General features: G+C 40.0%; 17 protein-coding genes and 2 tRNA genes. 6 read left to right on the forward strand and 13 right to left on the reverse strand.

Going from position 1 to position 17106, the window contains the following annotated elements:
• Window positions 1–337: 337 nt before the first annotated feature.
• Window positions 338–2116 carry a DUF885 domain-containing protein gene (locus ACT3RM_RS00080; RefSeq protein ID WP_441992944.1) on the forward strand — a complete coding sequence of 593 codons (1779 nt, stop codon included), beginning with the start codon at window positions 338–340 and terminating at the stop codon, window positions 2114–2116.
• 167 nt (window positions 2117–2283) lie between these two features.
• A complete protein-coding gene (locus ACT3RM_RS00085; RefSeq protein ID WP_441836169.1) occupies window positions 2284–3765 on the forward strand; it encodes an FMN-binding glutamate synthase family protein in 1482 nt (493 codons plus the stop codon).
• An 81-nt stretch (window positions 3766–3846) separates the two neighbouring features.
• Here ACT3RM_RS00085 and mtnK read toward each other — a convergent pair whose 3' ends face one another.
• The gene (mtnK, locus tag ACT3RM_RS00090) at window positions 3847–5064 is read right to left on the reverse strand and encodes an S-methyl-5-thioribose kinase (RefSeq protein WP_441836170.1); all 1218 of its coding nucleotides are present in this window, start codon (window positions 5062–5064) and stop codon (window positions 3847–3849) included.
• Window positions 5065–5218: 154 nt separating this feature from the next.
• Between mtnK and mtnA the strand changes: the two genes are divergently transcribed.
• Window positions 5219–6244, forward strand: coding sequence for an S-methyl-5-thioribose-1-phosphate isomerase (gene mtnA, locus ACT3RM_RS00095; RefSeq protein ID WP_441992943.1), 1026 nt, complete (start codon window positions 5219–5221; stop codon window positions 6242–6244).
• Here the strand turns inward: mtnA and ACT3RM_RS00100 are convergent.
• From ACT3RM_RS00100 to ACT3RM_RS00115, 4 genes are read right to left on the reverse strand one after another with little or no spacing between them, the layout of a single operon-like run.
• A complete protein-coding gene (locus ACT3RM_RS00100) occupies window positions 6241–6576 on the reverse strand; it encodes a gamma-glutamylcyclotransferase family protein (RefSeq protein WP_441836172.1) in 336 nt (111 codons plus the stop codon). The two genes, mtnA and ACT3RM_RS00100, sit on opposite strands and share 4 nt — an antisense overlap.
• Before the next feature lie 24 nt (window positions 6577–6600).
• Complete coding sequence (locus ACT3RM_RS00105; protein WP_441836173.1) at window positions 6601–7143, reverse strand: 1,2-dihydroxy-3-keto-5-methylthiopentene dioxygenase; 543 nt, start codon at window positions 7141–7143, stop codon at window positions 6601–6603.
• On the reverse strand, window positions 7140–7826 hold the full coding sequence (gene mtnC / locus ACT3RM_RS00110; protein WP_441836174.1) for an acireductone synthase: 687 nt from the start codon (window positions 7824–7826) through the stop codon (window positions 7140–7142). Before mtnC ends, ACT3RM_RS00105 begins: the two co-directional genes overlap by 4 nt.
• A complete protein-coding gene (locus ACT3RM_RS00115; protein ID WP_441836175.1) occupies window positions 7823–8452 on the reverse strand; it encodes a methylthioribulose 1-phosphate dehydratase in 630 nt (209 codons plus the stop codon). Before ACT3RM_RS00115 ends, mtnC begins: the two co-directional genes overlap by 4 nt.
• A gap of 99 nt (window positions 8453–8551) precedes the next feature.
• Here ACT3RM_RS00115 and ACT3RM_RS00120 point away from each other — a divergent pair, with 99 nt between their 5' ends.
• Both ACT3RM_RS00120 and ACT3RM_RS00125 read left to right on the forward strand, forming a co-directional pair.
• On the forward strand, window positions 8552–9694 hold the full coding sequence (locus ACT3RM_RS00120) for a methionine aminotransferase (protein WP_441836176.1): 1143 nt from the start codon (window positions 8552–8554) through the stop codon (window positions 9692–9694).
• Complete coding sequence (locus ACT3RM_RS00125; protein ID WP_441836177.1) at window positions 9682–10458, forward strand: amidohydrolase; 777 nt, start codon at window positions 9682–9684, stop codon at window positions 10456–10458. The genes ACT3RM_RS00120 and ACT3RM_RS00125 overlap by 13 nt, the downstream gene beginning before the upstream one ends.
• A gap of 22 nt (window positions 10459–10480) precedes the next feature.
• Here the strand turns inward: ACT3RM_RS00125 and ACT3RM_RS00130 are convergent, their stop codons facing one another.
• From ACT3RM_RS00130 to ACT3RM_RS00155, 6 genes are all read right to left on the reverse strand, one after another.
• A complete protein-coding gene (locus tag ACT3RM_RS00130) occupies window positions 10481–11035 on the reverse strand; it encodes a sugar O-acetyltransferase (RefSeq protein ID WP_441836178.1) in 555 nt (184 codons plus the stop codon).
• A 309-nt stretch (window positions 11036–11344) separates the two neighbouring features.
• A tRNA-Ser gene (locus tag ACT3RM_RS00135) sits at window positions 11345–11437 on the reverse strand.
• 50 nt (window positions 11438–11487) lie between these two features.
• Window positions 11488–11578, reverse strand: a tRNA-Ser gene (locus ACT3RM_RS00140).
• Window positions 11579–11799: 221 nt separating this feature from the next.
• Window positions 11800–11940, reverse strand: a complete 141-nt coding sequence (locus ACT3RM_RS00145; protein WP_441836577.1) for a hypothetical protein — start codon at window positions 11938–11940, stop codon at window positions 11800–11802.
• A 1189-nt stretch (window positions 11941–13129) separates the two neighbouring features.
• On the reverse strand, window positions 13130–13390 hold the full coding sequence (locus ACT3RM_RS00150) for a hypothetical protein (protein ID WP_441836578.1): 261 nt from the start codon (window positions 13388–13390) through the stop codon (window positions 13130–13132).
• 715 nt (window positions 13391–14105) lie between these two features.
• A complete protein-coding gene (locus ACT3RM_RS00155) occupies window positions 14106–14912 on the reverse strand; it encodes a YggN family protein (RefSeq protein ID WP_441994494.1) in 807 nt (268 codons plus the stop codon).
• Between the two features lie 398 nt (window positions 14913–15310).
• On the opposite strand from ACT3RM_RS00155, the gene ACT3RM_RS00160 reads away from it, so the two are divergent.
• Window positions 15311–15499 (forward strand): PA3496 family putative envelope integrity protein, encoded by a 189-nt coding sequence (locus ACT3RM_RS00160; protein ID WP_441836580.1) that lies wholly within the window; start codon window positions 15311–15313, stop codon window positions 15497–15499.
• 38 nt (window positions 15500–15537) lie between these two features.
• Here the strand turns inward: ACT3RM_RS00160 and ACT3RM_RS00165 are convergent, their stop codons facing one another.
• Complete coding sequence (locus ACT3RM_RS00165) at window positions 15538–16026, reverse strand: glutathione peroxidase (RefSeq protein WP_441994493.1); 489 nt, start codon at window positions 16024–16026, stop codon at window positions 15538–15540.
• Window positions 16027–16109: 83 nt separating this feature from the next.
• Complete coding sequence (locus ACT3RM_RS00170) at window positions 16110–17027, reverse strand: LysR family transcriptional regulator (RefSeq protein ID WP_441834014.1); 918 nt, start codon at window positions 17025–17027, stop codon at window positions 16110–16112.
• Between the last annotated feature and the right edge of the window lie 79 nt (window positions 17028–17106).

A 17106-nucleotide genomic window follows, 5' to 3' on the forward strand; every position in this document is an offset into this window, starting at 1 on the left:
AAATACACCAATTAAATAAGCGTAATAGCTAAACTAACCATTCCATGGGGGTTTGGGCATCCAAGCGATGATATTAAGTATCAATAGCATTACACTAATCTTTATCGTTACGTTTTAAAAGTAAAAAGTACAATTTAGCTGTGAAATTTGTAATTTTTAGAGCAAATAGTTTGTTTTCTCAACAATCTATTTTATATAACATTTTATGACTCATCTATGAGGCCGTTACCGCGTTATTTTTGAACGTTCAATTAAGGCTCTTGATCGCATTTGTTTGGTGTTTTAGCTAAGCTAAGATAGGTTGGGTATATAATTAAAGTAAAGTGAAACTATTTATATGAAAAAGTCTTTTTCTCGCCAGTTGTGTCATTCAGTGGTTGCTATCACGCTTGTCGGTGCTTTAAGTGCATGTCAAGCAACTCGAGTTGATGCCGACAAGCAGTTTACGCAAGTAGCTCAATCTATTGTTGATTATCGTCAGAGCGTTAACCCTTACAAGCATAAAGAGGGTGTTGATGGCTATTTACTGCCTAATTTATCAGCGGAGTTTTTAACGCAGCAATATCAAAAAAATACAGACTTACTCGCTCAGCTAGATGCGGTTGATAAAGATAAGTTGTCAGAACAAAATCGTATTAATTTAACTATTATCCGAGCGCAAGTGCAAAATAGTGTCGATGAGTATGTGTTTAACACCCACTATATGCCGCTTACTTCTGAATATGGCTTTCATTCTAGTTTATCTTTTATGATTAATAGCTCTGATTACAAAAAGCCGGCAGAATACCAAGTATATTTAGCGCGTTTGCAGCAAGTTCCTCGCTTTTTTACGCAAAATATTAACTGGATGAAAAAAGGTATTGAAGTTGGACTTACTCAGCCAAAAGCAGTGCTAGTAGGTTATCAGGACTCGATCAGTGCTTATATTGTTGATGACGTAACAAAATCTGAATTTTATAAACCTTTTTTAAATAATACCGCAGGTTTAAGCGAGAGTGAGTTTAAAGACCTACAGCAACAAGCCAAGCAAACGATTCGTGATAAAGTGCTGCCTGCTTATAAAGGCTATTTAAGCTTTTTTAATGAGCAATATCAGCCAGCTGCTCGCAGTGATATTGGTATTTCATCGACACCAAACGGTAAAGCATTTTACGCTAATCGTGCAAAATATTACACCACCACAGACATGACGCCTAAAGAGATTCATGAACTGGGTTTAAAAGAAGTGGCACGGATTCGCGCAGAAATGGATGAAGTGATTAAAGAAGTTGATTTTGACGGTACGTTTGCCGAATTTGTTAACTTTTTACGTACTGATCCACAATTTTACGCAAAAACACCTGAAGAGTTATTAAAAGAAGCTGCCTATATTGCTAAAAAAATGGATGCGCAATTGCCAAAGCTTTTTCATACTCTGCCAAGAATGCCTTATGGTGTAGCGCCTGTGCCTGAAAGTATCGCGCCTAAATACACGACAGGACGCTATATAGGCTCAAACCGTGACGATCAAGCCGGTTATTACTGGGTGAACACCTACGCATTAGATAAGCGCCCACTTTATGTACTTGAGGCGTTAACATTGCACGAGGCAGTTCCAGGCCATCACTTACAAATATCACTTAATGCAGAGCTTGATTATTTACCAAGCTATCGTCGAGATGCGTACTTATCAGCGTTTGGAGAAGGCTGGGGTTTATATTCTGAATATTTAGGCTTAGAAGCAGGCTTTTATCAAGACCCTTATAGTAACTTTGGTCGCCTAACGTATGAAATGTGGCGGGCAGCGCGTTTAGTCGTCGATACGGGCATGCATATGTATGGTTGGAGCCGTGAGCGAGCGATGAAGTTTATGAGCGAAAACACAGCATTGTCATTGCATAACGTTAAAACTGAAACTGACCGTTATATTTCATGGCCGGCGCAAGCACTATCTTATAAAATTGGTGAGCTAACAATTAAGCGCTTACGTGAAGAGACCGAGCAAGCGCTTGGGCAAGATTTTGACATCCGCGAATTCCACCATCAAATATTACGTCATGGCTCAGTGCCATTGTCAGTTCTTGAAGAGCAAATAAACCTTTATATTCAAAAAGCACTCGCAGAAAAAGCGCAGTAATAGATTGATAATGGTTTAGTAATTAGCTATACGGCGCGATGTAACTTTTTAAATTATATCCATATACGGGATATATTGCGCCGTTTTCATTTAAAAGGCTTTGCTTGAAATCTAAACTACTTATATTCTTTCTCTTAAGTGGGAGAGTTATTAATTAAGGGCGTTGAATGAATGACTTTATAATTTTTAGTATTGATGTGTTTGCCAGCTTATTTATCGTGCTGTTGGGTTGTTTAGTGTTGGTGGTGATTTACTTTTACATAAGTGATGTTACCCAGTCAAAGCAGGCTATTCGACGCAATTACCCCGTAATAGGGCGCTTTAGGTATTTTTTTGAACGCCAAGGTGAGTTTTTTCGCCAATACTTCTTTGCTATGGATCGTGAAGAGATGCCATTTAATCGTGCAGATCGTAGCTGGGTTTATAAAGCGGCTAAAAATGTCGATCGCACTAGTGCCTTTGGCTCTACACAAAGTTTAGATGTTACCGGCACTATCATGTTTATGAATTGTGCTTTTCCTACCTTAGATGAAGAGGCGCTAGAGCCGAGCGCCGTTACGTTAGGCCCATACTGTGAAAAGCCTTACAGTACACAATCGTTATTTAATATTTCAGGTATGAGTTATGGGGCGCTTTCTAAACCTGCGGTTAGCGCATTGTCAAAAGGTGCAAAGCTAGCAGGTTGCTGGATGAATACCGGTGAAGGAGGTTTGAGTCAGTATCACTTAGAAGGTGGTGCAGATATCGTATTTCAAATTGGTACTGCAAAATATGGAGTGCGTGATGAGCAAGGTAAATTAAGCTTAGATAAGCTAAAAGCCATTGCAGCTCATGAGCAAATTAAGATGTTTGAAATAAAAATGAGCCAAGGCGCAAAACCAGGTAAAGGGGGGATGCTACCGGGTGCTAAAGTGAGTGCAGAAATCGCCAGTATTCGCGGTATTCCAGAGGGGCATGATTCAATTAGCCCAAATGGTCACCCTGAGGTCAAAACCCCCGCAGACTTGCTTGATATGATTGCAAAGGTTCGTGAAATCACAGGTAAACCCACAGGATTTAAAGCCGTGATTGGTGCATATGCATGGCTTGAAAGCTTATTCGCCGAAATCAATCATCGCGGCCCAGAATCGGCGCCTGACTTTATTACTATTGATAGCGCTGATGGCGGTACGGGGGCTGCCCCTCAGCCACTACTAGATTCAGTTGGCTTACCTCTAAAAGAAAGCTTACCGTTAGTGGTTAATATGCTTGAAAAGCATGGCCTGCGTGAGCGAGTAAAAGTTATTGCCTCAGGTAAATTAATTGTTCCTTCAAAAGTGGCTTGGGCGTTGGCTTTAGGCGCTGACTTTGTTGTTTCGGCGCGTGGACACATGTTTGCGCTTGGTTGTATTCAAGCTATGCAATGTAATAAAGATACCTGTCCCACTGGTATTACAACGCATAACGAGCGGCTGCAACGGGGGTTAAATGTGGCCGATAAAGCGCAACGTGTAGCAAATTATAATAAGTATATTCACTACGGCGCGGGGCTTATTGCGCATTCGTGCGGTGTATTTAGTGCGCGTGAATTAGGTCGTCAACATGTACGGGTAGTTCAAGAAAATGGCCTGTCCGAGCCGCTAGATAAACTCTATGAAAACTATCAGTAAAAAAGTGAATTGATATAGTGCTAAATATTAAAGGCGCTTAATGCGCCTTTATTCTTTGAACCAAAGAAATTATAAAAGACATTAGTTTAGTTGGCTGATGAGTAAAGAGAAAAAATCTTTTTTATTGTGACAAGTATGGGCGTTGAGTATTAACTGCTCGCCAATAGCTAATGTATGGCGCTGTACTTCTAGACGCGCTTTTTCATCTTCAATACCATCAATATCTGCCACATGAGCTAACCCAATGGTACGACGAATCAATTCTGTGCCACAGTAACCAATCGCGTCTTGTAGTACTTGTTGCATAAAGTACTCGCCGAAACCCGCGGCTTTTAAATTGTTATCATTAGTTTGTGTGGCAATTAATTCAAGCCATTGCTGTTCAAATAAACCGTAGCTTTCTTGCAAGCAAGTTAACAAATGAGACTGATAATTACGACGAGCTACAAAGTCGCTTATACGGCCATTTTGGGCACAATAATTAAGTAACAAGTTGCCGATAAATGAGCCAATATCAAAGCCTACGGGACCAAAAAAACCAAACTCAGGGTCGATCAGCTTAGTTGAGTTTTGATCGACAAAAATACTGCCACTGTGCATATCACCGTGTAACAATGTTTGCGGGCAAGATAAAAACTGTGCTTTTAGTTTGGCTATAGCTAAATGAAGTGCCTTATTATTTTGTAGCTTATTAACCGTACTTTGTAATTCACAGGGGTAGTTATTGCGTTCATGCTCACGAAGGATATCGTTAAAAAATAAATCCTCGGTAATTTGGCACAGCTCTGGGTTGTTAAATTGACTTACTTTTGCTTTTTTATCTTGCGCGGTTAAGTAAAAGTCAGAGTTATAAAAACCGGTTTTACTTAAATAGATGGCAACATGTTGGCCTAGTAATGGAAATTGCTCAGCGTTAATTTGTGCTGCGCGCAAAATTTGTAAATTGCTTAAGTCTTCTAAAACCGTTAATGCCTGTGATGGGTTGTAATGCAGTACTTTAGCTGTGTGTTCAGGGCAATGCGCACCATGATTAAGTAACACTTCGGCTTCAATGCGTGCTCTGTCAAGAGTTAATGGCCACGATTCGCCTGCACAGCGAGCGTAGGGGAGTGCTTGTTTTAATATCACACTGCGGTTTTGCTCATCACTTATTCTAAATACTAGGTTTAAATTACCATCACCAAACTCATAGGCTGTGAGCTTTTGTGCAGGCTGAAAAAAATCATAACCGTCTTCTTCTACAATATTTTTAATATAATCAACTGCATGTTGGGCATTAAACGCAAAGTATTCGGCCATGGGGTTATTCTCGCTAATTTATAACTTACTTAAAAATAATGGCATTCTATACCCTCAACCGTTTAGATGTCTACACTTCCAGGTTGTGTGTTTTATAAAGTGATGTAAAATGCGTTTATTCCATTTGTATTAAATAAATAATGCGAGACCGTGCATGCAAAACCTCATAGCCAGTAGCTTGAAATACCAAAATAATTGCTTAACCGTGCTTGATCAGTATTTACTGCCGCATCAGCAAACGTGGCATGAGTGTAATGATGTAAATACGATGAGAGATTTAATCTTAACCCTTAAAATACGCGGTGCGCCGTTAATAGGCTTAGGAGCCAGTTTATTAGTTGCTCATTTAGCAGAGCAAGGAATGCAAAGGAGTGAACTGAAACAAGCAATAAACGAGCTGGAAGCTACGCGCCCCACAGCCGTTAACTTAATGCATTGCATGGCACTGTTAAGGCTTGCTTTGCAGCACGATGATTATGTTGCTGAGATTGTTAAAACTGCTGTGCAGTTATTTAATGAAGATATCGCATTATGTGAAAGTATGGCGAATCATGGTGCTAAGTTGGTAAATAGCGGCGATAATATTCTTACGCACTGTAATACAGGCGCATTAGCAACGTCTGGAATTGGTACTGCTTTGGGGGTTATTTATAAAGCGCACCAACAACATGGCGATATTCATGTTTGGGTCGATGAAACTAGGCCTCTATTGCAGGGCGGGCGACTAACCGCGTTTGAGCTTGAGCGCTGGCAGGTACCTTATACCTTAATTTGCGATAATATGGCCGCAAGCTTAATGGCTGCGGACAAGGTTGATAAAATTTTTGTTGGCGCTGACAGAATTGCTGCTAATGGTGATTTCGCTAATAAAGTTGGCACCTATAATCTAGCTGTATTGGCGCACTTTCATAACATCCCATTTTATGTAGTTGCACCAACTACGACACTTGACGTAAATACCGAAAGCGGCGCAGATATTGAAATAGAACAACGTAATAGCAATGAAGTACGCGGTGTTAGTGGGAGCTTTGGAGAAGCGCTGTGGGCGCCAACGAACGCGAATGTTTACAATCCGGCATTTGATGTTACCCCAGCCAAGTTAATTACAGGTTGGGTGATCGATACCGGCGTTTACAATCAGCAGCAAGTCTTAGCCGGTAAATTAAAAGGAAGACTCTAAACCTTTGCCACATACACCCAAGCGCTGTTACCTGTATTAAATATCTCTTCTACACGAACGTAGTCGTCAACTTCATAGCTATCGGCATTGGCAAGCTCTTGTTCGGTAATGCTAAAAATGGTGCCGGTTACAGTGTCGGTTGTTTGCCCTGTTTTTATAAGCGCAGGGTGAAAACGCTGTCCGCTACTTTTAAGTACTGCGGCATCAGTAATTTCTACTTCACTTACGATATAGCCTGATAAAGTATCAGTTTCACCTTCGAGCAAGCGGTTAAAGGTATCAAGCTGTACTTGTTCAAACTGTAATGTGCCGTATGAGAATAGCTTTTGCATTTATATCCCTTTACTTATAGGTACTTAATCTAATAACGGAAATTGCGTGGCTATTTCAGATTCGGTACTTTGTGCTACCCAGCCTTCGGTATTATTGAATAAGCGAATCGCGGTAAACTCAGGATCACTGCCCATATCAAACCAATGTGGGGTAAGCTCGGGTACTGAAATCAAGTCACCTTGTTGGCAAAGTACTTGGTAAACTTTGTCGTTAATGTGTAGGCAAAACAAGCCTTGGCCTTTTACAAAAAAGCGTACTTCGTCTTCACAATGAGTATGCTCAAATAAAAATTTTGCGCGTAGTTCCTTGGCTGATGGGTTACCCTTAGCGAGTGAAATAACATCTACTGTTTGGTACTTGCCTTGTTGCTTTAGGCGTTCGATATCAGCGCTGTAAGCATTAATGGTTTCTTCATGGCTAGTATCAGTGGTAATGGTTTCTGTTGCCTGCCACTGCTCAAAACGTACATTTACTTTAGCAAGCTCTGTGGTAATTTCACTGGCATCGTTACTTTGTAAAAGCGCATTATCGCCATTGCAATCAGCGAATATTGTTAACTGGCTCATGCTAAATACTCCGTAGTAAATTGGCTAAAGTCGTTAATATAATTATGCTCTTGTGAGCTTGCCTGACCGTCACGAATTAAATGTAGGGTTTTTAAACCAGCGCTTTTAGCGGCATCAAGTTCAGCTACCACATCACTTAAAAACAGTACTTCGCTTGCGGCGAAAGGAAGTTCTGCAAGAATATTTTCATAAGCGATTGACTGTTGTTTTGCCCCAATTTTGGTATCAAAATAATCATTAAACAGTGAGCGAATATCGCCAAAGTCCGAATACTGAAAAATTAACTGCTGGGCTTTCACCGATCCTGATGAATACACATAAAGTTGTTGGCCTGCTTGTTGCTGGTTTTTTAGGAAATGGTAGGCATCAGGGTATAAATGGCCGGTAAAATCACCATTTTCATAACCAGCTTGCCAAATAAAACCTTGTAGTTGTTTGAGTGGAGTGATTTTTTTATCTGTGGCAATCCACTCAAGCAGGGCACTAATTACCGTGTTTATATCTGCACTTGGCTGCTCGATAAGCTCTTTAACGGCAGTTACTTGCTCTGCCACTAGCGGTTGATGTTGGTTGGCTTTTACAAATTCAGGTAATTGTTTAGCTGCGTAGGGAAATAGCACCTCTTTTACAAACGAAATACGCGTAATTGTACCTTCAATATCGGTAAGTAATGCCTTGATCATACCTTGAATCCTGCTTGTATGGCTTCAAGCTTTAAACGCTCAAGCTCGCAACTAAATAAAAACTCTAAACCTTCAAGGTGACGCTCTACTTCTTGAAGATTACGGCCAACCACATACAAACCATGGCCACGAATAAGCACACCATGTTCAATAGGGCTGTGTAAGTGGTGATCGCTGACCAATAAGGCTAGGCGGTCAACATCTTGGTCGTTATCAAAAATAGGAATGCTTAGCGTGTCTAGATGTGAAGTATTGCCAGTCAATGATTTTTGCATTTCATAACCTTGTAAATCTAGGTTGTGGCCTTTAATCACGCGTGATAACACGGTTGCTGCGACCGAGTGGGTATGCAATACAAAATTAGCATGAGGAATAAGCTTATACATACTTAAATGCAATTCAGTTTCGGCTGAGGGTTTACCTGCGCCAGCGGTGCGATAACCCAAATGGTCAAGCTCAATAAAGGTGTGAGTGCCTAATTGACCTTTATCAAAGCCACTTGCCGTGACAACAAAACCAGTCGCTGTGCGCGCTGAAAAGTTTCCACCTGTGGCGGGGACCCAGCCGCGCTGGCTGATCCATTTACCTGCTTTTATAAGTTCTGAAATTGCAGTATTGTTATGCATATATTCCCCCAAGCTACTGAAATAGTATAGACGGCTATACTTCTACTTAGTGCAATGATAGCATCGCTTTGGGCGCAAAACCATCATTAAGGGCCACCTGTGTTTGAAAGTAAACTGCCAAATTTAGGCACCAGTATTTTTAGTCAAATGACCATGCTTGCAAATCAATTCCAAGCTATTAATTTATCACAAGGATTTCCTGAATTTGAGGTGCCAGAGCTACTTAAAAAGCAGCTTAACCATTATGTGCTTGAAGGTGAGAATCAATACTCTCCATCCGCAGGTATACCCCGTTTACAACAACAAGTAGCTGGATTAGCAAAGCGTAAATACAACGCTAATATTAATGCCAGCGAGCAGGTCACCGTTACCTCGGGTGCAACAGAAGCGTTATTTGTGGCAATTCAAACCATTGTACGCAAAGACGATGAAGTGATTGTATTCGACCCCGCTTACGATTCCTACCAGCCCGCGATAGAACTCGCTGGTGGTAAATCGGTTCATGTTGCATTGAGTGCTCCTGAATATGTAATTGATTGGCAAGTGGTAGCAAAGGCGGTAAACAGTAAAACGCGCGCTATTATTATCAATACGCCGCATAACCCCAGCGGTAAAGTATTGAAGGTACACGACATTGCTGCATTGAAAGCATTAGTTTTAGAGCACGATTTATATGTAATAAGTGACGAAGTTTATGAGCATATTACTTTTGATGATAAGCCGCATTTAAGTGTACTGCGTGATGATGGGCTGTTTGCTAAAAGCTTTGTAGTTTCAAGCTTTGGTAAAACTTTTCATAGCACTGGCTGGAAAATGGGTTATTGTATTGCCCCGGCCGAACTTGCCGCAGAGTTTCGTAAAGTTCACCAATATGTAACGTTTTCAAGCTTCACCCCCGCACAACATGCTTTGGCAGATATGCTAGAACAGGAAGGGGAACATATCGACGAGCTTAGCGAGTTTTATCAACGAAAGCGTGATGTACTTAGCGGCGCACTAAAACAGAGCCGCTTCACTATTTTGCCAAGCGAAGGTACTTACTTTTTATTGCTTGATTACAGTGATGTCTCTGATTTAAATGATATTGAATTTTGCCAGTGGTTAGTTGAACAAGCCGGTGTTGCGGCCATTCCGCTCAGTGTGTTTTATCAGCAGCCTAGCAATGATAGAGTAATTCGTTTATGTTTTGCTAAAAACGAATTGACCTTATTACAAGCTGCGGAGATTTTATGTCAACTTTAACCATTGCCTTAATACAAACATCGCTTAACTGGTTAGATAAAGACGCTAATTTAGCAAGCTTTAGCGCTCAAATTGCGGATATCGATAAATCAGTTGAGCTCATTTTACTACCTGAAACCTTCGCCACCGGCTTTGCTATTAACCTAGATTGCGCAGAGCCTGAAAATGGTAAGGTGCTCGATTGGATGGTCGCAAATGCAAAGTCAGCCAATGCAGTAATTGCCGGTTCGGTACTCGTACAGCAAGGTGATAAAAAAGCCAATCGCTTTTACTGGGTGTGGCCAAACGGGGATGTTAAATTTTACGACAAGCGCCATCTGTTCTGTTTAGGGAAAGAGGGCGATTTTGTACAAGCTGGCGAGCAGCGTAAAATATTTACGCTCAATGGCTTTAGAATTTTACCGCAAGTGTGCTATGACCTACGTTTTCCGGTCTTTCAACGTAGTTGTAATGATTATGATGTAATGGTCAATGTCGCTAATTGGCCCGCAGCCAGACGCAAAGTATGGGATACCTTACTGATGGCGCGCGCGATGGAAAACCAATGTTACGTATTGGCGGTTAATCGGGTGGGTGATGATGGTAATGGCGTTGCGCATAATGGTGGCACTGGTGTGTATGATTTTAAAGGTGACACCCAAGCACTGGCACAAGACAATCAAAGTGAGGTCATCATTAGTACAATCAGTAAGGAGCCACTTGAACTGTTTAAACAACGCTTTCCTGCACATTTAGATGCCGACAAGTTTAGTGTGCAGAATTAACCCGCGTTAACAACCAGAGAGGCTATTTAGCCTCTATATTTTTGGTAACTTTACATGGATTACCAACGGCCACTGAATTGGCTGGAATGTTTTTAGTAACTACACTACCTGCGCCAATCACACAGTTATCGCCAATGTTTACTCCTGGCAACACCGACACATTACCGCCGAGCCAGACATCGTTACCGATTGTTATTGGTTTTCCAGATTCTGTGCTACGACGCTCAATAGGGTCGATAGGGTGAGTGGCTGTTGAGATCATTACATGTGGGCCAAACATCACATTGCTACCAATCGTCACTTTGCAAACATCTAATATAGTTAAATTATGATTAGCATAAAAGTTATCACCTAATTCAATATTGCGACCAAAATCACAGTAAAACATTGGCTCAAGATACGCTTTGCCTCTAAATTTAAGTAATTCGCCAAGAATTTTAACTCGCTCATGAGGCGTTGTAGGATCAGCCAAATTAAACTGATGGCAAATAACCTTTGCGTGAGTGCGCGCTTTCGCAAGTTCGGGATCGGAGGCGACATAAGGTAAGCCCGCCAACATTTTTTCAAGTTCAGTCATAGTATTAGTCATAAGATTAGTTCGCGTAAGTAAAGGTGACTAAGATTATAAAATACTAACAAAAACTAACAAGAGGGCCTAACGCAGTGAGATTATTGCAGATTTGAAGTCGGAATTTGCTGATCATTACAGGAAATGAATAGGCTTGCTTATGTCCATGTACTTTACCCTTCGGCCGCACTACGTGCGTTTAACTTGGTTTAAGACAACGTTTGGGCGAACCCTGTAGAAGCTTCTCACCTGCCTTCTGTTATTTTTTATAACAAAAAAAGCCCCACAATAAATTGTGGGGCTTTCTTCGATAATAAATGGCGGAGAAGGAGGGATTCGAACCCTCGATAGAGCTACAAACCCTATACTCCCTTAGCAGGGGAGCGCCTTCGGCCACTCGGCCACCTCTCCGGCGCATAAACTGTTATTTTGATAATCGAGTGAATCACCAAAACATAAAATGGTGGAGAGATAGGGATTTGAACCCTAGAGGGGCTACAAACCCCTGCCGGTTTTCAAGACCGGTGCATTCGGCCACTCTGCCATCTCTCCGTTGGGAAAGAATAATACGCAGGTGATTGAGGTGTGTAAATAGCAAAATGTTCGTTTGATGGTTTTTTGTTCTAAAAAGGCTTTTTTATTATATAGATGGGCGTAAATAGCGTATTTATAGATTAAATAATAAAGGGTTGCAGCAAACGAGGAGCTAAAGAAGAGTCTTCATTTAGTGGTTGGATGTTTGCTGCACCGCTAAAATAATCATGGTTGGGTGATTATTTGTATTGAATTACGCCGCCTAATGCGAGCGCTTTTCCATACTGGTTAAGTCTAGCTAACATTTTTGCTTTGCGATTGGTTGATTTAGTTGCCACAGGTGGGGTTGCTGCGCCATTTAATGTATTTACTGGTGTCATTACTTTTGCTCCGAATTGTTTTGGTTGAAAACGTGCGTATTTTGCATGCTATTTGGATAAAAAGACAACGATAAAAATTGAGGTTGAAGGATTAGTTTTATTTATCTGAAAGTGGCTATTAACTTGTTGTTAAGTTTGTGAGATTTTAAGGTGTTGCATTTTTATGCATAGCGGTTTATTTTTAACTTGTTGTGTTTATTCATTTTTATTTTTATTTTGTATAGGTTTATGCATTTGAATATAAAGTGGCTGCGTAATTATTCAGATTAATATAATTTGCTTTTTTGTGTTTTTAAGTGGCCGTTAAGTCTAGCAAGGAAAAGCGTATGTAGATGGTGGTAACAAGAGAGTCTATAGCTAAAAAAATACTAAAAAATAATTGATTAATTACTATAGGCTACCTCAAGGAAGGGGTTAAGTATCGACTAGTTAACCAATGGGAGCTTTGACTTAAACCGTGAAAAAGTTTGCCAGGTCGCTTTAGTGTTTTTAGTAGTGGTAATAAGGGCTGATAGGTTGCTGCACTTAACAGTGAATGCATTATTTAATAGTGGTTGTATCATTAGCGTTTTTATCATGTGAAACAGATAATAACTTTGCACGGGGCTTTAACTGTAAAGCTAAAACTTAATGCAGCGCTGCTTTGAGTTTAAAGCCAAGTTATATCGATACCAGCCACAATTAAAACGTTTGGTTTATTAATTAAAGCCGATGGGAGTTTATCAGTTTAACGCGAGCTAAAAATAGTGTTCATCCATCTGTCTTGCGTTATAAAAAAGTAAAGTATAAAAAAAGCGCCTACTAGGTAGGCGCTTTGGCGTTAGTTGCGCAATAGCGCACTCTAACTGGGGATAGAGCTTTTTTGCTGAAATGATCTGGCAGCAAAAAAGCGTTAATTCGCTTGGTGGGCGGGCGTCAGTACAATAGCATTACCGAGTAGCACTAAACTAAACCCTAAAAAGGTATTAGCTTGCCAAATAAAGTATTCAAAAATACTACTTAGCGTTACTGCAACTAACGAAATAATACTATTACGTAACAGACCCGCTCTGGGCGGATATTTTTAGTAAAGCTAAGTAGCATGTAAAGGAAATCACAATACCGAAGACCGCGAACTAAAGCAGTGATAACCAATAGCTACTCAGGGCAGAAATAACAAAATTACTATTACTTAATAGTACATATATGGCTAAGCCAAGTGCACTATATAACATGCCCCATATGTTAACTTATATAGCACCAATATGTTACCTTGCATGGCACCAATACAGTGCAATGAGTTGCGCTCACTCACCATATTGCCCAATGAGGCCACAAAGGTACCCGTAAGTGCAAGGAGTAACCCGACGAACACCCAGTTACTCAAGTCGAATTGCTGGTTTTGTGGCCAAAACACGCTCATGATACCAATAACCTCCAGATTTGCACCAAAATAAATATGTTTTGCCATCTGTTTACCAATAACCTACAGGGTTGCACCAAAATAACTACGTCTTACAATCTGTTTAGTAAAGAATAACCGGGTATTGATTGTGTTCATTAAATAGCAGTATTGAAAATGTGATAGAGACCATTGCTGAGCTTTGGTAATTTGCGTCCAATAAAGTAATTTAAGCCAAAATTGCAAAGTGCCAGTAAGCCATGATCGTGAACTGAATTATGCATCGGTAACTTTTTACTTAATACCAATATCCAGGTTAGTACAATTGCTATATAACGCTGCGCTTTTCATACGTTGTGCCTTTAACCGTTGAGTTTAGAATCCTAGCTATCGTGTTGATTGGATTATAGCGGGTAAATTTGCAGCTCAAGTACGACGTTAAAAGTGTGCTTTGAATTGTTCGGCGCCGTGTATTAATCCGTGGACCTTGTATGAATTTATTGCCAGTGGTGAGTATGACCGTTATTTAGGCTGATTTAGGCCCAGAGTACGGTACAGTAAAACTTTTTCATTTAGCACTTTTTGTGGGTATAAGTATTACGCTAGGGGTTATTTTCTGTGGGAAAGAAGTACCGTAGTTGCTTTAGAATAAGCTTTGGCTTGCCATGGGGTGAGAGCGTTTAGAGGTGGTTTTTTATACTTTGGCAGAATTAACTCAGCAAGCTAAAAGTAAAAAAGCAGCAAGTGGAATTAAGCCATTTGCTGCAAAAGGGATATCAAAACTTTACTGTTTAGAGGTGTTTTGCTTGTAGCTAAACAATGAGTAGCTTTTTAACTCAGGAAGCAGCGTTACAAGTTGCTGCTCTTGCTCTGCAATAACCGAAAAGTTACTGCATAACGTATCTGCGCGTTTTTCTAAACGTTTAGCCTGCTGCTCTACTTTGGTTTCTATTGCTGTGCCCATGTTTTCCATGCGTTGTTCAAAGCTTTTCATGTCGCCACCTGAGTCCATCATTTGTGAGCCTACCGCCATTAAAATACTACCCATGGACTGGCTGATTGCAGATTCAACCGCAGCTGATATTTGCTCTTCAAAATCTGATTCAAAGTTTTCACCAAATTTTTGAAAGCTTTGCTGGCCCATCACAAAATCATCTTGCTGGTAAAAAGTATCGTTTACTTTAGTTTCAATATCAGCCATTAACTTGTCGATACTATCAAGCTCTTCAATATTAAATGCTTGAGCGACTTCATTAATTGCAACACCTGCAATTTTTACGCTTTCTAGGGCTATATCAGCAACTTCGGGTAATTGGCTACGCAGGCTTTCCGAGTAATCGTTGATTGCTTGGCGCTGCTCACTATTAAGTGTAATACTTTGATCATCGATATAAAGTTGGTTGTCATTAACAATTTTCATGGTGTGATTATCACTGGTGAAGATCTCTAACTCGTTAGGCTTAATACGCACGTCATTATGAAACTCAACGTCGCACTGCTCACCATTAAAAGAAATATTATTATCATGATCGTTATGCGCCATTACAGAAGTCGTAATGAGTAATGAGCTAATTAACAGTAACTTTTTCATGTTATTTTCCATCTTATTTGAAATAATAATTCGTTATTATGTAGTTATTATCAAGCTTAATGCCAATTGTATTTTGTATTTATAAACAAGGAGTTAACGTTTTACGATGAACTTTATGTAAAGCCTTTTATTAAAAATAAACTAATAGTTAGTCAATTTGACTAATAAATCCTGGGTAATAAAATTTTTTTATCGTTTCGATAAAAAAGTCTCACTTTCTAAAATTCAAATTTAGCGCTATTTATTCACATTAATGACATAGAAGCTATTTAAGGTAGCAATATGGCTTTATTTTAATGCGCCTTCATAGTCTGGATAGCCGCATTAAATTTATTTAATCTACCAGCTTTTGTCGCAATGAGCGTTTGGTTGGTTTCAAGCATTTTATGGAGTGGGTTGTGAGTAAGACATTTAGTTACGATGCGCTAGATGATGATTTTGTTGAAGACGAGTACGAAATGGTCGGGCGCAATCAACATGACAAGAAAAAGCAAAAAGTGAAAAAAAAGTTGGAAGACTACCTGGAGCAAAAACGCTTGCGTAAAAGTATAGGTGATGATGACTTTGATGAGTACTTAAACGACTAAAAGTAAAGAGGCCTAATGCCTCTTTATTGTTTTAATGCTTACGACTTATTTTTAAGCGCCTTAACAATCGCACTTTCAATTTGCTGTGGCTTGGTAAAAGGCGCAAAACGCTGAATTGCCTGGCCATCTGAACCAATTAAAAACTTGGTGAAATTCCATTTTATTTTGCGAGTAAATAGCCCCGGAAGTTGTGACTTCAAATGGCGAAAAATTGCGTGAGCATGCTCGCCGTTTACATCAACCTTATTCATCACCGTAAAATCTACACCATAGTTAATTAAACAGCCTTTAGCTATTTCATCTGCATTACCGGGCTCTTGCTTACCAAATTGGTTACAAGGAAAAGCCAGCACCACTAAACCCAGCTCAGCATATTTTTTATGTAGTGTTTGTAGCCCTTCATATTGCTTAGTAAAGCCGCACTCACTGGCGGTATTGACTATTAATACGACTTTATTTTTTAGATCGCTAAATTCGTAGGGTTGGCCTTGCAAGGTCATCGTTGAAAGTTGATAAAAGTCATTCATGTTGGCTCAATAATTATTATTGTTATTTGCGTCAATATTAACTTGAGTACTGAGTTATGCAAAGCCGAACTTTTAATAATCCCTTACATTTCACTGCTAAAACTTTTTAGTAAATACTCTATCAGTAGCCTAACCCGATACGGCATTAAGTCTTTACGCGGGTAAACCAACCATGAGGCGTTATCAGTTACTTGAAATTCTTCTAAAATAGTAAGTAGCTGGCCAGTTGCTACATATTCATCAACAATATCAGCTGCTAAGTGAGCAATACCAAGCCCTGCTAAAGTGGCGCCTAGCAGTGCTCTAGGGTGGCTGCTACGCCAGTTACCCGTTACTTTTACTTCTTGCACCTCGTTATTTACATTAAAGCGCCAGCGGTTACCCATGGCAATTAGGCAATTATGTTGCTGTAGTTGTATTGGCTGTGTGGGAGTTGAGTTATGTTTTAAATAAGTAGGGCTGGCCACTAAGGTCATAAAACGTGGACAAAGGGGGCGAGCAATTAAATTAGAGTCTTGCATGCGGCCAAAGCGAATGGCTAAATCAAAACCCTCTTCGACTAAATCAACATTGCGGTTGTTAAAGTCAATTTCAATTTCTACTTCAGGGTAGTCTGTAACAAATTCGGCTATTTTAGGCGCTACCTGTGCAGCCATAAATTCACCAGCACCTGAAATACGAATAAGCCCTTTAGGTTTTCGTTGCTCACCTTGCAGTTGATTGTTGGCATCAATCAACTCTTGTTTGATGGCTTTTAGTTTTACCGCGTATTCGCGACCTGTATCCGTTAGGTTTATTTTACGCGTAGTGCGCTGAAATAAAATTGAGCCAAGGCGCGCCTCTAATTGTTGAACTTGACGGCTAATGTGGGAGGTAGACACATCCATCTTTTTTGCGGCTTGTGTAAAGCTGCCGTATTCAACCACGTGTAAAAATTCATCGAGTCCTTGCCACATAGGAATATTTCCAATATAGATATAATTATTACTTATATCATTCATTGTTGCATACATGCAAAGGAGATTACCTGCTGAACCACTTCTTTTTAGAAATTAAGGACCTACAATATACTGCATATTA

Origin of the sequence: Pseudoalteromonas sp. AOP7-A1-14, assembly GCF_052376275.1 — a bacterium.
Taxonomy (GTDB): Bacteria; Pseudomonadota; Gammaproteobacteria; order Enterobacterales; family Alteromonadaceae; genus Pseudoalteromonas.

Coding starts and splice junctions, on each gene's coding strand:
- ACT3RM_RS00080 (WP_441992944.1), top strand. CDS start 338: ATGAAAAAGTCTTTTTCTCGCCAGTTGTGTCATTCAGTGGTTGCTATC.
- ACT3RM_RS00085 (WP_441836169.1), top strand. CDS start 2,284: ATGAATGACTTTATAATTTTTAGTATTGATGTGTTTGCCAGCTTATTT.
- mtnK (WP_441836170.1), bottom strand. CDS start 5,064: ATGGCCGAATACTTTGCGTTTAATGCCCAACATGCAGTTGATTATATT.
- mtnA (WP_441992943.1), top strand. CDS start 5,219: ATGCAAAACCTCATAGCCAGTAGCTTGAAATACCAAAATAATTGCTTA.
- ACT3RM_RS00100 (WP_441836172.1), bottom strand. CDS start 6,576: ATGCAAAAGCTATTCTCATACGGCACATTACAGTTTGAACAAGTACAG.
- ACT3RM_RS00105 (WP_441836173.1), bottom strand. CDS start 7,143: ATGAGCCAGTTAACAATATTCGCTGATTGCAATGGCGATAATGCGCTT.
- mtnC (WP_441836174.1), bottom strand. CDS start 7,826: ATGATCAAGGCATTACTTACCGATATTGAAGGTACAATTACGCGTATT.
- ACT3RM_RS00115 (WP_441836175.1), bottom strand. CDS start 8,452: ATGCATAACAATACTGCAATTTCAGAACTTATAAAAGCAGGTAAATGG.
- ACT3RM_RS00125 (WP_441836177.1), top strand. CDS start 9,682: ATGTCAACTTTAACCATTGCCTTAATACAAACATCGCTTAACTGGTTA.
- ACT3RM_RS00130 (WP_441836178.1), bottom strand. CDS start 11,035: ATGACTGAACTTGAAAAAATGTTGGCGGGCTTACCTTATGTCGCCTCC.
- ACT3RM_RS00145 (WP_441836577.1), bottom strand. CDS start 11,940: ATGACACCAGTAAATACATTAAATGGCGCAGCAACCCCACCTGTGGCA.
- ACT3RM_RS00150 (WP_441836578.1), bottom strand. CDS start 13,390: ATGGCAAAACATATTTATTTTGGTGCAAATCTGGAGGTTATTGGTATC.
- ACT3RM_RS00155 (WP_441994494.1), bottom strand. CDS start 14,912: ATGAAAAAGTTACTGTTAATTAGCTCATTACTCATTACGACTTCTGTA.
- ACT3RM_RS00165 (WP_441994493.1), bottom strand. CDS start 16,026: ATGAATGACTTTTATCAACTTTCAACGATGACCTTGCAAGGCCAACCC.
- ACT3RM_RS00170 (WP_441834014.1), bottom strand. CDS start 17,027: ATGAATGATATAAGTAATAATTATATCTATATTGGAAATATTCCTATG.